Raw genomic sequence first — 14,979 nt, forward strand, 5'->3', positions numbered from 1 at the left:
ATCAGCCCTCATTCTGCAACTGCGCCTGCTGATCGGCTGAATTAAACGCATTGACATGGTTGCCTAAAGCAATAATATACTTGCTCAAGGCAACCATCAGAGCGCGCACCATGTCCACTCCTCTGCTTGTTCAGCGCGCTGGTATCGTGCGCGGCTTCAACCGTTTCTATACGCAGCAGATCGGCGTGCTGCAGGAACACCTGCTGCAAAGCGACTTCTCCCTCACCGAAATCCGCGTGATGTACGAACTGTCCTCACGCGGCGACCTGACCAGCACCGACCTCTGCCAGATGCTCAGCTTGGATGCGGGTTACTTGAGCCGGCTGATCAGCGGATTGGAGAAGAAGGGCTTGATCCAGAAAGTCCGCTCGATCACCGATGCACGCGCGGTGCAACTGCACCTCAGTGACCTGGGCCGGTCCGTCCTGGCCCCGCTGGAACAACAAACCCAGCAAGAAGTCATTGCCTTATTGAGCGCCTTGCCCGAGCCGCAACAACAGCAATTGACCGCAGCCATGCAGCGCATTCAAGCGTTGCTGCAAGGCACCGCTCCGAGCTACCTGTTGCGCGACCCGCAACCCGGCGACATGGGCCTGGTGGTGCAGCAGCAATCGGCACTGTATGCGCGTGAATACCAATGGAACTGGGAGTTCGAAGCACTGGTGGCGGAGATTGTCGCCAAGTACCTGCGCGAGTTCGACCCGACCCGCGAGCGCTGCTGGATCGCGGAGAAGGATGGCGCGGTGGTGGGTTCGGTGTTCGTCGTGCGCCGTGACGACAGCACCGCCCAACTGCGCATGCTCTACGTCGACGCGAGTGCGCGGGGCCTGGGTATCGGCCAGCGCCTGGTCGACGAGTGCCTGCGCTTTGCCCGGAATGCCGGGTACACGCGCATGATGCTGTGGACCATGAGCGCCCTCACCGACGCACGCAGGCTCTACCAGAAAGCCGGTTTTGAGCTGGTTGAAGAAGAGCCCACCCTCAGTTTCGGCAAGCCATTGGTCAGCCAGACCTGGGCGCGTGCGTTGTGATGCGGGGCTGGCACGACTCAAGCCCCGCCTGGTTTACAGATCGGTGATTTCCTTGTGGCGCGGCACGAGCGTCTTCATCACGCTCCAGGCCACCAGATACGCCAGCGCGCAGATCGCGAACATGATCATGTAGCCGGTGTGGATATCGCCGATGGACTTGTAGTAGTCAAACACCCAGCCGCCGACCTTGGTCATCACCACCCCGCCCAGGCCGCCGGCCATGCCGCCGATGCCGACCACCGAGGCCACGGTTTTCTGCGGGAACATGTCGGACACGGTGGTGAAGATATTGCACGACCACGCCTGGTGCGCCGACGCGCCCACACCGATCAGCAACACCGGCACCCAGAAGCTGATGTAGCCCAACGGTTGCGCCAGCAGCACCACCAGCGGGAACAGCGCGATGACCAACATGGCTTTCATGCGGCCGTCGTAAGGCGCATCACCCCGCGCCATGAAGTAGCTGGGGAACCAGCCGCCACCGATGCTGCCAACCATGGTCATGCTGTACAGCACCGCCAGCGGCATGACGATATCGGCGCCTTTCATGCCGTATTGCGCCGACAGGTAAGTGGGCAGCCAGAACAGGAAAAACCACCACACGCCGTCAGTCATGAACTTGCCGAAGGCAAAGGCCCACGTTTGGCGATAGGTCAGCAGCTTGAACCACGAGACTTTTTTCGACGCCGCGCCTGTAGCCTGCGCGGTGAACGGCAGTGCGCTCTGGTCACTGCGGATGTAGGCCAGTTCCTCGGCCGACAGGCGAGTTTGCTGATCGGGTTTTTCATACACCGCAGCCCACACCGCGACCCAGACAAAGCCGAGCATGCCGATGACCATGAACGCCGCTTCCCAACCCCACATCCCGGCGATCACCGGCACACAGATCGGCGCCAGGATCGCGCCAACGTTGGCGCCCGAGTTGAAAATGCCGGTCGCCAGCGAGCGTTCTTTCTTCGGGAAATACTCAGCGGTCGCCTTGATCGCAATCGGGAAGTTGCCTGCCTCACCGATCGCCAGCACCGCGCGGGAGAGCATAAAGCCCGCGATCGATACCGGAATCACCGCCAGGCCAATCGCAGCGCTCACGGCCGCGATCCCCTCGCCCATCGGCACCGCGAACGCATGCATGATGGCGCCGGTGGACCAGATGGCAATCGCCATGACGTAAGCCGCCTTGGTGCCGATCTTGTCGACAAACCGCCCGGCGAACAGCATGGAAATCGCATAGACAAACTGGAACACCGCCGCGATGTTCGCGTAATCGGTGTTGCTCCAGCCAAATTGCGTCGACAACTGCGGCGCCAGCAGGCTGAGCACCTGGCGGTCGAGGTAGTTGACGGTGGTGGCGAAGAACAGCATCGCGCAGATGGTCCAGCGATAGTTGCCTACCGCTTGGCCAACGCGCTGGGCGTTGATGGGCTCGTTCAAGTTCATGGCATCACTTTTTATTTTTGTTAGATAGGACACATGTAACGTCATATGTCGTCGTACAACTACGACTTTTATATCGGGCTCCCTACACGCTGTCAATCTGAAAGAATGCCGTTTATCTGGGCTTTTATACGGATACAGCGATGAGCATCAAAATCAAGTTATAGGATGACAAGCCCGAAACACCACGCTCGGGGCCTCACCGGGGACATCGTCGAGCACGCCCCAGCGTTGCATGCCAATCTTTTCAAGGACCCGAATCGACATCCTGTGATCAGGCCGCACCAAGCCGAACACTTCAGGCAAATCAAGGGCGTCGAACGCCTGCGCCAGCGCATCGCGGCCCAGTTCGGTGGCGTAGCCCTGCCCCCAGGCCTCGACGGCAAAGCGATAGCCCAGGTTGATGCGCTGCTGCGTCAGGTAATGCAGGGGCGCAATCCCCCCAAAGCCGATGATGTGCTGCGGCGCGTCCCGCAGGGCAATCGCCCGCCAACCGTAGCCCTGAGCGGCCCAGTGTTCGCGCCAGCGGTTCAGCAGGCGTTGCGCGTCTGCAAGGCAGGTCATGGGGCCGGCGGGATTGAACAGGTTGGTCTGCGGGTCGCCGAAGATCGCGAACAATCGCTGCACGTCTTCGGGTTGCGGTTGGCGATAGATCAGGCGGGAAGCGATGACAGGCATGGGGTTGACTCCCTTGGGAACTCATGAAGTTCAATGCATCTGCAAAAAAACGCAAATAGGGGTGAATTATTTGGTGTCCGCTTGTATCTCAACTGACAGAGCGGTGCCATCGTAGCGATGGCACCACCCCAGTTCAGTTTCAGAGTGGTCCGCATGAAATTACGTAAGAAAAGCGTCAAACCCATCGGGTTGAAAGACATCACCATCGTCGACGACGCCAAGGTACGCAAGGCGATCACCGCCGCTGCATTGGGCAACGCCATGGAATGGTTCGACTTCGGCGTGTACGGGTTTGTCGCCTATGTGCTCGGCAAGGTGTTCTTCCCGGACGCCTCCCCCAGCGTGCAAATGATCGCCGCACTGGGCACCTTTTCCGTACCCTTCCTGATCCGTCCCCTGGGCGGCCTGTTCTTTGGCTCGCTGGGCGACAAATACGGGCGGCAAAAAGTCCTGGCCGCGACCATTGTGATCATGTCCCTGAGCACCTTCGCCATCGGCTTGATTCCCGGCTATGCCTCGATCGGCATCTGGGCGCCGATCCTGCTGTTGCTGTGCAAGATGGCCCAAGGCTTCTCAGTGGGCGGTGAATACACCGGCGCCTCGATCTTCGTTGCCGAATACGCCCCGGACCGCAAGCGCGGGTTTCTCGGCAGTTGGCTGGACTTTGGCTCCATCGCCGGCTTCGTGCTCGGCGCCGGCGTGGTGGTGCTGATTTCCAGCGTATTGGGCGAAGCGGACTTCGAAGCATGGGGCTGGCGTCTGCCGTTCTTCCTGGCCCTGCCCCTGGGCCTTATCGGCCTGTACCTGCGCAATGCGCTGGAAGAAACGCCAGCGTTCCAACAGCACATGGACAAACTCGAACAAGGCGACCGCGAAGGCCTGACCCACGGCCCAAAAGTGTCGTTCAAGGAAGTCGCCACCCAGCACTGGCGCAGCCTGTTGACCTGTATCGGTATCGTCGCGGCCACCAACGTGACCTATTACATGCTGCTCACGTACATGCCGAGCTACCTGTCGCATAACCTGCATTACAAAGAAAACAGCGGCGTGCTGATCATCATCGCGATCATGGTCGGCATGCTGTTCGTGCAGCCGTTCATTGGTTTTATCAGCGATAAGATCGGCCGCAGACCCTTCATCATCGCTGGCAGCATCGGCCTGCTTTTCCTGTCGATCCCCGCGTTCATGCTGATTACCAGCGGCAAGATCGGCCTGATCTTCAGCGGCCTGCTCATCTTGGCCATCGTGCTCAACTTCTTTATCGGTGTGATGGCATCGACCCTGCCGGCGATGTTTCCCACGCACCTGCGCTACAGCGCCCTGGCCAGTGCGTTCAACGTCTCGGTGCTGATCGCCGGCGTGACCCCGACCGCAGTGGCCTGGTTGGTGGAAAGCACCAACGACCTGTACATGCCCGCCTACTACCTGATGGTGTTCGCCGTAGTCGGCCTGGTTACCGGCCTGACCATGAAGGAAACCGCGAACAAGCCCCTGCGCGGCGCCGCTCCGGCCGCTTCGGACATGGAAGAGGCCAAGGAACTGCTGCAGGAACACCACGACAATATCGAGCAGAAAATCGAAGACATCGATGCCGAAATTGCCGAGTTGGAAGCCAAGCGCAATAACCTTGTGCAGCAGCATCCACGGATCAACTGAAACCTGACCGTTCGGGGCGGCCGACACCGCTCCAACGGGACTCACCCCATCTAGATAGGACACATTTAACGTCACGTGTCATCGTACAATCGTACAATTGCGACTTTCATATCGAGCTTCGTACACGCTGTAAATCTGAAAGATTGCCGTTTATCTAAGTGTTATGCGGATACAGCGAAGAGCATGAAAATCACGTTATAGGACGACAAGCCCGAAACACCACGCTCGGCGCCTCGCCGGGGACATCGCCCAGCACGCCGCATACCCTTTCTGGGACGGGGCTCGAAAACACGTTCAGGAAGTACCTGTCTCGTAAAGGCGAATCTTCCGACATTAATCACCGATACCAATTCTTTACTCTTCGGACTTTCGCGTCTAGGAGTGAAAGGAATGGCTTCCAGCGTATTACCGAGCGTTTTCTTCGACCATAGTCGGCACACACTCATTGTTCGTGATATTGACGAGTCGCTCGACGTCCTGGCCTTCAAGGGCACAGAGGGCCTGAGCCAACTGTTCAACTATCTTGTGGAGTTCACCAGCACCGACGGCGACATTGCCGCCGAAAAGATGCTTGGCCAAAACGCCCGTTTCAGTCTGTACGGTGCACCGCAACCGCCGCGCATTCGGGGCCTGAGCGTACCCTCGATCAAACCGCTGCGTGTCTTGCACGGCGTGGTCACCGGCTTCAAGCGCCTGTCCGGCTCCGTTGATGAAGCCCGCTACGAAATCACTCTGCAACCGCGCCTGGCCCTGCTTGGGCGAGGCCGCCAGTTCCGCATTTATCAACACCAATCTGTCCCGCAGATCGTCGAAAGCATCCTGCGCAGCCGCCACGACTTTGAAGGCCAGGACTTCCTCTTCAAGCTGGTGCGCGAATACCCCAGGCGCGAACAGGTCATGCAATATGGCGAAAGCGACCTGGCCTTTATCTCGCGCTTATTGGCCGATGTGGGCATCTGGTATCGCTTCACCCACGATGAGCGGTTGAACATCGACGTGGTGGAATTTCACGACGACCAGCGTCATTACACATTCGATGTCGAGTTGGCCTACCTCCCGCAATCCGGGCTTAGCAGCAGCGGAAAAGACAGCACGTGGGGCCTGCAATCGAGCCACCAGGTGGTGGAAAAGCGCGTCAACATCCGCACCTACAATCACCGCGTGGCCAACGCGCATCTAAATGGCGAGATCGACCAGACCCGTGGCGCCAGCGGTACCTACGGCGAGGCTTTTCACTACGCCGAGGCCTATACGGGGATGGGCGACCGATACGCCCATGACGAAGACCTGCAAAGTGAAAGTGGCTACTTCTATGCCCGGCTGCGTCACGAGCGTTACCTCAACGGCCAGACGCGACTCAGCGGCGTCAGCAGCAGCGCCACCCTGGCGCCCGGCCAAGTCCTGAACATCTCTGGCGGCGCGCCGCAGGCCTTTGCTCCCGGCGCGGTGATCACGCAACTGACCACCCACGCCGCCCGTGATCGCAGTTTTGAAATCAACTTTGAAGCCATTCCGTACTCGGAAACCGTGTGCTTTCGCCCAGAGTTGAAGGAAAAACCGCAAATCGCCGGCAGCATTCCGGCCCGTGTTACCAGCCCACAAGCCCATGATCCCTATGGCCACATCGACATCGAAGGCCGCTACAAGGTCAATTTCCTGTTCGACCGCGACACCTGGAAACCCGGCGAAGAAAGCCTCTGGCTCCGCCTGGCCAGGCCCTACGCCGGCGACACGCACGGCTTGCACCTGCCGCTGATTCCCGGCACCGAAGTGGCCATCGCCTTTGAACAAGGCGACCCCGACCGGCCCTACATCGCCCATGCCCTGCACGACAGCCAGCATCCTGACCATGTGACCTTGCGCAACTACAAACGCAACGTCTTGCGCACCCCCGCCAATAACAAATTACGCATGGACGACACGCGAGGGCAAGAACACGTGAAGCTCAGTACTGAGCACAGTGGTAAGAGCCAGCTCAACCTGGGGCATTTGGTTGATGCTAAGCGCCAACCGCGAGGCCAGGGCGCGGAGTTGCGGACCGATGGGCATGCCGCCATTCGTGCCGGTAGTGGGATCTTGATCAGTGCCGACGCACAACCCAAGGCTCAGGGACACATGCTGGAAATGAGCGCCGCGCTGGGTCGGTTGCAACAGGCGAGTGATCAGTTGGAAGGATTATCGACCGATGCCCAGGCCGCCAACGCAGATCCAGCGGATGTGCAAGCGCAACTGAAATTGATGCGAGAGCAGCTCGATCAACTCAAGGCCTCGGTCGTATTGCTCAGCGCCCCCCAAGGCGTTGCCGTAACCAGCGGCCAGCACCTGCAATTGGCCGCTCAGGACAACCTGATGATCAACGCCGGAGCCGAGGCGGATATCAGTGTGGTAAAGCGCCTGTTCATCGGCGTGGGACAAGGGGTAAGCCTGTTCGTGCGCAAGCTGGGCATCCAATTGATTGCCAACCAGGGCCCGGTAAAGATCCAGGCACAAAACGACGCGCTGCAACTGATGGCCCGCCAGGGTCTGGAGATCATCAGCAGCGAAGATGAAATCCGTATCGTCGCGAAGAAGAAAATCACCCTGAATGCCGGTGGCAGCTACATCACCCTCGATGCGAGCAGCATCGAGTCAGGGACCCTGGGCGACTACCTGATCAAATCGGCGTACTTCGAAGCCCTCGGTCCAGCCAGCCAGAAAGCCGCAGATCCGGAGTACCCACAAAGCCTGTTCAAACAAGCGTTGCGGTTCAACGTGCCGCAAACCCCCAATGCCCCTGATCAAGGCTGGGCAGGCATGCCCTACACGCTCTACGCCGATGGTGCAGTGCTCAATCACGGCGTATTGGACAAGTCCGGGCAAGTGTCGATCGACCACGCGGTCGTGACGCAGCAGTACCGAATTGTGTTGGCCAACGGGGTGAGCTACCAGATCCCGGTGCCTACTGACTATCGCAATGCCGAACAAGCACACCTGGCCAATGGCGGCATGCACAACCACCTCTCGCGAGCCGACACCGAGGTGAGCCAACCCACATCGCACACGGATCACCGTGCCCTGTATGCCGCCGTGATCAATGACCAGGAAGGGAAAACTTCATGACTGAACCCGATATCGTCGCCCCCGTCGCCCTGCAACACACCCAGCAGGTGACCTGCTCCGCGCCCTGGTACGTGCAGAACACCGAGTACCCTCCTGCGAAAGCCACCTATCAGCCGCTGATCAACGGTGAAGAAGCCTTCGAGGCCGTGCATCTGGCTATCGCCCAAGCCACTAAAACCATCGACATCATCTGCTGGGGGTTTCAACCGTCGATGTACTTTATCCGCGATGGCAGTGCCCCAAGCATTGGCGAACTGCTGATGGCCAAAGCCGGGAAAGGGATCGAGGTTCGGGTGCTCGGTTGGGAGATGCCGTTCAATGCTGCGGGCGCAGGGGGCGAGGCCAACCTGCCCGGTAAAGGACCGCTTCGTATCGAGGATCGGGCGATGCAGAGCTCCACCGCTGACCAATATGCCGAAGATCGGAAATGGTTTTCCCGATGTGCATTCGCCGATCACTTGGCGCCCGCGATCCGAGTGGCTCGTAATGTGCCAGTGTTTGTCGGCCGCGGTTTCAGCATGTATGAACGGGCTGAAATTGCCTATCAGGCCAAATACAAAAGCCTCGACCCACAGCTCAGCCTCAGCACGTTGGGCGTGCTGGCCAGCACTGCGACCCACCATCAGAAGACCGTCCTGATCGACTATGAACAGACAGACCGCGCCGTTGGTTTTGTCATGGGCCACAACATGCTCGACGAGTACTGGGACACCGACAAGCACTCAGCACTGAACCGCACCGAGGGCAGCAAGCCTGCACCCAATCGCGGGCCGCGTGGCAACACACCACGCCAGGATATTTCCAGCCAGATCAGCGGGCCGATTCTGGAGCACCTGCACCATAACTTCGCCACCGCCTGGCGCAAGGAAACCGGCGAAGACCTGCTCGCATCGCGCAAAGCGATGGCGGTGGCCCCCCAACTGCAATGCGCCCCCGGCGTCACCCGCCAGCTGGCCCAAATCGTGCGTACCCAGGCACAAGACGGCAAGCGCGATATCGAAAAGATCTACCTGAAGGCGGTCAACAACGCGACCCAATTCATCTACATCGAGAACCAGTACTTTCGCTGGCCGCCGTTGGCGGAAGCCATCAAGACGGCGGCAGCGAAACAAACGCGCGCAGGGCGCGATCCAGGCCTGCATGGCAATTTACATCTGTTTGTAATCACCAATGCCAGCCCAGACGGCGTGGGTCCGGGGAGCTTGAACACCCAGCGCATGCTCGAAAGCCTCGGACGCGGCGATACCATTCCTGAAATCACCAAGTTGCAGCGCATTGAACGGGCGAAAGCCCAAGCCAACGCGCAGACGCCGACCTTGGCTGAACTGCTTGAGCGACAAGCCTTGCTCACGTTGACCAGCCTGACCGACGCACTGGGGGGTGACGCGATAAGCGATAAGGCCCGTGAAGCCCAACGGGACGCCGCCAGAAACAATGCGTCTCGACAGAGAGCTCTCAAAGCCCAGATCGCGGCGATTGAGCAAAGCACGCTTGAACCAGAGTCGCGCCCAGGCCTGAAAATCCACGTGTGCTCGCTGGTCGCGCCTGATTCGCCGGCGGGGCAGCAGTGGATGCCGGTGTACATCCATTCCAAGTTGATGATCGTCAATGACGTGTTCACCACCCACGGCTCGGCGAATATCAACACGCGCAGCATGCAGGTGGATAGCGAGCTGAACATTGCGCATGAGTGGATGAGTGTGACGCGGGCGTTGCGGCGCAGGTTGTGGGATCTGCATACGGATGGGAGGGGGGCGCAGGATGATCCGAAGGAGGCGTTCGATGCTTGGACGGGCATCATCAAAAAAAACAAAGATCTCCAGGCAGATAAGAAAACAGGAGTGCCCTGGGCCCCACTTGTCAAATTTCACTACGGCGAAAAGATCGTGAAGGACCTTGACTGATGCGCAGACTCCTATTGCTGATAAGCCTGCTGCTGGCTGCCTGCGATAACGGCAGCGCCCCTACTCACCCTACTCAGGACCCTGCCGTGAACCCACTGACCGAGATTAAAGCCAAGCTGGCCTTTACCTGTGTACACGAGCAAATTCCTTCGCCGTCCGCCGAGGCCGATGAGCTGTTCCAATACGCTCGCTGGCTCCAGAAAAACAACCTGCTCAAGCAGGACAAAAGCGTCGACGCCGAGATCGAGCGCCTGTACCGGATTGCTGCCGAGAATGGCCATTACAAAGCCAACATCAACCTGCAAAACGGCACCATGCGCGGCCACTTCACGCTCAGTGGTGCCGAACACCTGCGCCTGAGTCAGCAACTGATCGACGTGAACGTGGCAACGGGATATTACTTTATCGGCGTTTTCCTAAAGAACGGTTCTGCCGGACTGAAGCAGGATACGGCTATGTCATTGCGCTATTTTCGCAAGGCGGCCGATCAGGGCAGTGCCCACGCTCAGTACTCTGTGGGTGACAAGCTGGCACCGAGCGACATGGCCCCAGAGGTCGCCCGCCAGATGCGCCGTTGCGCCGCCGAGCAGGGACATGGTGATGCGGCTTCCGACCTGGGTATCAATCTTCAAGGACTGGGCCAGTACCAGAGCGCACTTGAGGCATTCCAATTGGGAGTGGCTGCGGGAGATGACACCTCGGCATCTTTTTTGAGTAAAGGCTTCCTTGGTCCTCCTTCTACCGATGGACTGTACTACCTCGGCCAACAGAAAGACCTCGAACGTGCTGACCGCTATAAAAAAATCTGGAGCCTGCTAGCGGACTACTCCTACGCCAACCCCAAAGTCCCCGAAATCAACGACATCCTCCCCTTACCTCCCGCCAAACTCCCCGCCTGGGACGGCAAACTGCAATGGCTGGAAGCACGCCTGGCTAATGTCCCGCCAAAAAAGCCCAGCGAAGCGCTGATCCAGCAGTTGGCCAAAGCCAAACTCCTTGAACCTGCAACCGGCAGACCCACGCCCGACTCCCCCGCGTTCATCAAGGCCAGCTACCCCGAACCGACCTGCACCAGCGGCCAGGCCTGCCCCCAGACTGGCTATTGGCGGGCATTCAGCCTGAGTCGCGATGTTTACGCGCGGTTCAACGATGGCGTGATCCGCCGTTTTGAGAAGAACGAGATCATGCCCACCCTGCAGGTTGAGAGTCACAAGCCGCGTTTTTTGCTGCCCGACATCATCACAGTCAATGAGGAAAGCATCGAATGGCGGCTGTTGGGGTGAGGCATCTTTCGCGTCGGCGACAAGACAACCGGCGGCGGTACGGCTCTATCGGTCGCGTCGACATGATTAGGGTGGAAAGATCGTGAAGGACCTTGACTGATGCGCAGACTCCTATTGCTGACAAGCCTGCTGCTGGCTGCCTGCGATAGCGGCAGCGCCCCTACTCACCCGACCCAGGACACTTTCGTGAACCCACTGACCGAGATCAAAGCCAAGCTGGCCTTTACCTGTGTACACGAGCAAATTCCTTCGCCGTCCGCCGAGGCCGATGAGCTGTTTCAATACGCTCGCTGGCTCCAGAAAAACAACCTGCTCAAGCAGGACAAAAGCGTCGACGCCGAGATCGAGCGCCTGTACCGGATTGCTGCCGAGAATGGCCATTACAAAGCCAACATCAACCTGCAAAACGGCACCATGCGCGGCCACTTCACGCTCAGTGGCGACGAACACCTGCGCCTGAGCCAGCAACTGATCGACGCGAATGTGGCGACGGGGTACTACTTTATCGGCCTCTTTCTGAAAAGCGGCTCGGCTGGGCTGAAGCAGGATACGGCCATGTCATTGCGTTACTTTCGTAAGGCCGCCTATCAGGGCAGCGCGCAAGCCCAGTACGAAGTGGGGGACATACTGGCGCCAATCAACATTGCTCCGAACATTGCCCGGCAGATGCGCCGATGCTCGGCCGAACAGGGCCATGGTAAGGCCGCCAGGGCGCTAGGAGTTGACCTGTCGACAGATGGACACTATCAGGAGGCCCTTGAGGCATTTCAACTTGGGTTAATTGCAGGTGACAGCACCTCCGCGTCCTTTCTGAGTAAAGGCTTTCTCGGCCCCAAGTCGGATGATCGTTTGTACTACCTCGGCCAGCAGGAAGACCTTGAGCGCGCCGAACGCTATGAGAAAATCTGGCGAATTCTCGCAAACTACTCCTATGCCGCCCCCAAAGTCCCCGAAATCAACGAAATCCTCCCCCTACCCCCCGCCAAACTCCCCGCCAAACTCCCCGCCTGGGACGGCAAACTGCAATGGCTGGAAGCACGCCTGGCTAATGTCCCGCCAAAAAAGCCCAGCGAAGCGCTGATCCAGCAGTTGGCCAAAGCCAAACTCCTTGAACCTGCAACCGGCAGACCCACGCCCTCCTCTCCCGCGGCTGTTGGGATGAGGTTCCATGCCTCGAATCAACTAAGGCCACCCGCCCACACTTGAGCCAGGTACCGGGATATTGGGCGCGCCGCGCCTCAAACGCTCATTTTCCCCGCAAGGCTGCCGATAGCCTGTCATCACCCTGACAAGCGGCGACGCCCTGCGAGAATCAATGCCAAATACCCTCGCCCCGATCATTCGCAACCTTTCCCAGCGCACCAGCCTGTCGATGGCGCGCACGTCGCTGTTCCAGTGCGTCGCGCTGCTCGCCTGCGTGTTTGCAGCAGCCAGTTATTCACTGGTGTACCTCGCCCACGAGCTGGACCGATTCGAAGACAGCGAAAGCGCCTTCTACACGCGCAAGGCGGTGCAATCCCTGGAAAAATCCCAGCGCATGACCGTCAAGGATTACGCGTTCTGGGGCGATGCCTACAAACACCTGCACATTAACGTGGACACGGATTGGGCCTATGCTCGCGACAACGTCGGCTCCACGCTGTTCCATGATTTCGGTTTTCAAGGCGTGTTTGTCGTCAACGACCTGGACCGCACGGTGTACGCGGTGGTCGAGGGCAAGATGCAACCGATCGAGCTCTCCGAATGGCTCGACCAGCCCATCACGGCGATGCTCGAACAAGCACGCGCAAGCGCTGCTGAGGACGCACCGATCACGAGGTTCATTAACGTGCGCGGCAACCCCACACTGGTGGCGGCAGCGGCGTTAACGCCAGGCACTGACCCCACCGTGATAGCGGATGGCCGAAAGGCCTCGGTATTGCTCTTCATCGACATCCTCAACAGCGCCAAGCTGACCGAAATCGGCAACGATTTTGGCGTCGATCACCTGCACATCGCCAAACCCGATGAAATCGGCCAAACCTTGTTGTTTGCCCTGGGTGATAACGGCGCGGCCGGCAGCCTGCATTGGCGCCCCGAACGGCCCGGTGTGCGGCTGATGGTTGTCGGCTTGCCGTTGCTGGGCCTGGCGGCGTTGCTGGTGTGCCTGATGACCTGGCTGATTGTGCGCCGTACCACGGCGGACGCCCAAGCCCTCGATACCACCCACACCTCGCTGCAAGACAGTCAAAACGCGTTGGCCACCAGCGAAGCGCGCTTTCGCGATGTGGTGGAAGCCAGTTCGGACTGGGTCTGGGAAATAGACGACCAGTTGCGTTTTACCTACCTGTCGGAACGCTTCGAAAGCGTCACGGGCCTGGACCGCCAGGCCTGGATCGACGCCCCCCTGCACGACCTGCTGGACATCGATGCCGATGCCCTTTCACAGTGGCTGACCACGCCCGGGCGGCTCGCGGACATCAGCATTCAGTGTCGCTACGTCGACGCCCAGGGGCGGGAGCGCACCACCCGGCTGTCGGCGCGCGGGATGCCCTGCGGCGGGTTTCGCGGGACCGCCACCGATGTGACCGAAGAAGTCGAAGCGCGGCGCCGCATCGAGTTCCTGTCCCTGCACGACGCCCTCACCGGGCTGCCCAATCGCACGCGCCTGCAAGCGTTTCTGGACGGAAAACTCAAAGCGTTGCCCACCCTGGAGCACCCTTTGGTCATGCTCAGCCTGGACCTGGACCGGTTCAAGCCGGTCAATGACTTGCTCGGGCATGCGGCCGGCGACCGTGTGCTCAATGAGGTATCGAGCCGCCTCTCCGATTGCGTGCGCCACGGTGACCTGGTCGCCCGCGTCGGCGGCGATGAATTTGTGCTGATCCTCATCGACGCCGGCGCCCAGGACGAAGTCGAAGCCCTGTGCCGGCGCTTGATCGAGTCTGTCGAACGGGTGATCCGAGTCGACGAGCAGGACGTGTTCATCAGCGCCAGTATCGGCATTGCCCTCGCGCCCAATGACGCCAACGGGGCCGCCGAGTTACTGCGCTACGCCGATATCGCCCTGTACGAAGCCAAGGCGGCCGGGCGCAATACCTGGCGTTTTTATTCCGGCGAAATGAACGCGCGGATCATCGAACGGCGCCGCCTGGAAAGCGACCTGCGGTTTGCGATCAAGCACGCAGAATTGCGCCTGCACTTCCAACCGCGCTATCGCATCAGCGACGGGCAAATGGTCGGCGCCGAAGCGCTGGTGCGCTGGCAACACCCGGAGCGTGGCCTGATCGCACCGGACACGTTCATTCCGATTGCCGAAGAGTCGGGGTTGATCCTCTCGCTGAGCGACTGGGTGCTTGAAACCGCCTGCGCGTGCGCCGCGCAGTGGCCGGACCAGCTTTTTGTGTCGGTAAACCTGTCGCCCACCGAATTCAAGCGCGGCAACCTGGTCGAGCGTGTGCGGCAAGCCCTGCACAAATCAGGCATCGAGCCGACGCGCATGGAGCTGGAAATCACCGAAAGCGTGATGCTCGACGATGCCGTCCGCGCGCTTGAGGTCATGCACACCCTCAAGCACCTGGGTATCCGCATCGCCATGGATGACTTCGGCACCGGCTACTCATCCTTAAGCTACTTGCGCGCGTTCCCGTTCGACGGGTTGAAAATCGACCGCAGCTTCTTGAACCGGCTGGAGGACAGCGCCGATGACAAGGCGATTATTCAGGCCATTGTCGGCTTGGGACGCGCCCTGTCGCTGACGGTAACGGCAGAAGGGATTGAAACCGCCGAACACCTGGCACTGCTCAAGGCTGTGGCGTGTGACGAAGGTCAAGGCTATTTCCTCAGCCGACCGCTGGACATCGACGCCTTCAACAGCCTGCTGGACGTGTACGCGAGCACCCCGCCGTGTTAACG

9 protein-coding genes are annotated in these 14,979 nt (G+C 59.7%); 7 read left to right on the forward strand and 2 right to left on the reverse strand.

Annotated elements, in window-relative coordinates:
• Positions 1-110: 110 nt before the first annotated feature.
• Positions 111-1,031 carry a bifunctional helix-turn-helix transcriptional regulator/GNAT family N-acetyltransferase gene (locus tag J2Y83_RS14810; RefSeq protein ID WP_253396275.1) on the forward strand — a complete coding sequence of 307 codons (921 nt, stop codon included), beginning with the start codon at positions 111-113 and terminating at the stop codon, positions 1,029-1,031.
• Between the two features lie 33 nt (positions 1,032-1,064).
• On the opposite strand, the gene J2Y83_RS14815 is transcribed toward J2Y83_RS14810, so the two are convergent.
• The gene (locus J2Y83_RS14815; protein WP_253396276.1) at positions 1,065-2,468 is read right to left on the reverse strand and encodes an MFS transporter; all 1,404 of its coding nucleotides are present in this window, start codon (positions 2,466-2,468) and stop codon (positions 1,065-1,067) included.
• Between the two features lie 153 nt (positions 2,469-2,621).
• Positions 2,622-3,143, reverse strand: a complete 522-nt coding sequence (locus J2Y83_RS14820) for a GNAT family N-acetyltransferase (RefSeq protein WP_253396277.1) — start codon at positions 3,141-3,143, stop codon at positions 2,622-2,624.
• Positions 3,144-3,296: 153 nt separating this feature from the next.
• Between J2Y83_RS14820 and proP the strand changes: the two genes are divergently transcribed.
• From proP to J2Y83_RS14850, 6 genes are all read left to right on the forward strand, one after another.
• Entirely contained in the window at positions 3,297-4,799 is a 1,503-nt protein-coding gene (proP, locus tag J2Y83_RS14825; RefSeq protein WP_253396278.1) for a glycine betaine/L-proline transporter ProP, read from the forward strand.
• A gap of 390 nt (positions 4,800-5,189) precedes the next feature.
• Entirely contained in the window at positions 5,190-7,898 is a 2,709-nt protein-coding gene (locus tag J2Y83_RS14830) for a type VI secretion system Vgr family protein (protein WP_253396279.1), read from the forward strand.
• A complete protein-coding gene (locus J2Y83_RS14835; protein WP_253396281.1) occupies positions 7,895-9,802 on the forward strand; it encodes a phospholipase D-like domain-containing protein in 1,908 nt (635 codons plus the stop codon). Before J2Y83_RS14830 ends, J2Y83_RS14835 begins: the two co-directional genes overlap by 4 nt.
• Positions 9,802-11,085 (forward strand): SEL1-like repeat protein, encoded by a 1,284-nt coding sequence (locus tag J2Y83_RS14840; RefSeq protein WP_253396283.1) that lies wholly within the window; start codon positions 9,802-9,804, stop codon positions 11,083-11,085. The genes J2Y83_RS14835 and J2Y83_RS14840 overlap by 1 nt, the downstream gene beginning before the upstream one ends.
• Positions 11,086-11,184: 99 nt before the next feature.
• Positions 11,185-12,291 (forward strand): SEL1-like repeat protein, encoded by a 1,107-nt coding sequence (locus J2Y83_RS14845; protein WP_253396285.1) that lies wholly within the window; start codon positions 11,185-11,187, stop codon positions 12,289-12,291.
• 109 nt (positions 12,292-12,400) lie between these two features.
• Positions 12,401-14,977, forward strand: coding sequence for a bifunctional diguanylate cyclase/phosphodiesterase (locus J2Y83_RS14850; RefSeq protein ID WP_253396287.1), 2,577 nt, complete (start codon positions 12,401-12,403; stop codon positions 14,975-14,977).
• The last annotated feature ends 2 nt before the right edge of the window (positions 14,978-14,979 follow it).

Origin of the sequence: Pseudomonas marginalis, from assembly GCF_024169655.1 — a bacterium.
Taxonomy (GTDB): domain Bacteria; phylum Pseudomonadota; class Gammaproteobacteria; order Pseudomonadales; family Pseudomonadaceae; genus Aquipseudomonas; species Aquipseudomonas paraveronii.

Bases quoted from the DNA above. Each gene is read 5' to 3' on its own strand.
- J2Y83_RS14815 (WP_253396276.1), bottom strand. From the start codon at position 2,468: ATGAACTTGAACGAGCCCATCAACGCCCAGCGCGTTGGCCAAGCGGTA.
- J2Y83_RS14840 (WP_253396283.1), top strand. From the start codon at position 9,802: ATGCGCAGACTCCTATTGCTGATAAGCCTGCTGCTGGCTGCCTGCGAT.
- J2Y83_RS14845 (WP_253396285.1), top strand. From the start codon at position 11,185: ATGCGCAGACTCCTATTGCTGACAAGCCTGCTGCTGGCTGCCTGCGAT.
- proP (WP_253396278.1), top strand. From the start codon at position 3,297: ATGAAATTACGTAAGAAAAGCGTCAAACCCATCGGGTTGAAAGACATC.
- J2Y83_RS14835 (WP_253396281.1), top strand. From the start codon at position 7,895: ATGACTGAACCCGATATCGTCGCCCCCGTCGCCCTGCAACACACCCAG.
- J2Y83_RS14850 (WP_253396287.1), top strand. From the start codon at position 12,401: ATGCCAAATACCCTCGCCCCGATCATTCGCAACCTTTCCCAGCGCACC.
- J2Y83_RS14820 (WP_253396277.1), bottom strand. From the start codon at position 3,143: ATGCCTGTCATCGCTTCCCGCCTGATCTATCGCCAACCGCAACCCGAA.
- J2Y83_RS14830 (WP_253396279.1), top strand. From the start codon at position 5,190: ATGGCTTCCAGCGTATTACCGAGCGTTTTCTTCGACCATAGTCGGCAC.
- J2Y83_RS14810 (WP_253396275.1), top strand. From the start codon at position 111: ATGTCCACTCCTCTGCTTGTTCAGCGCGCTGGTATCGTGCGCGGCTTC.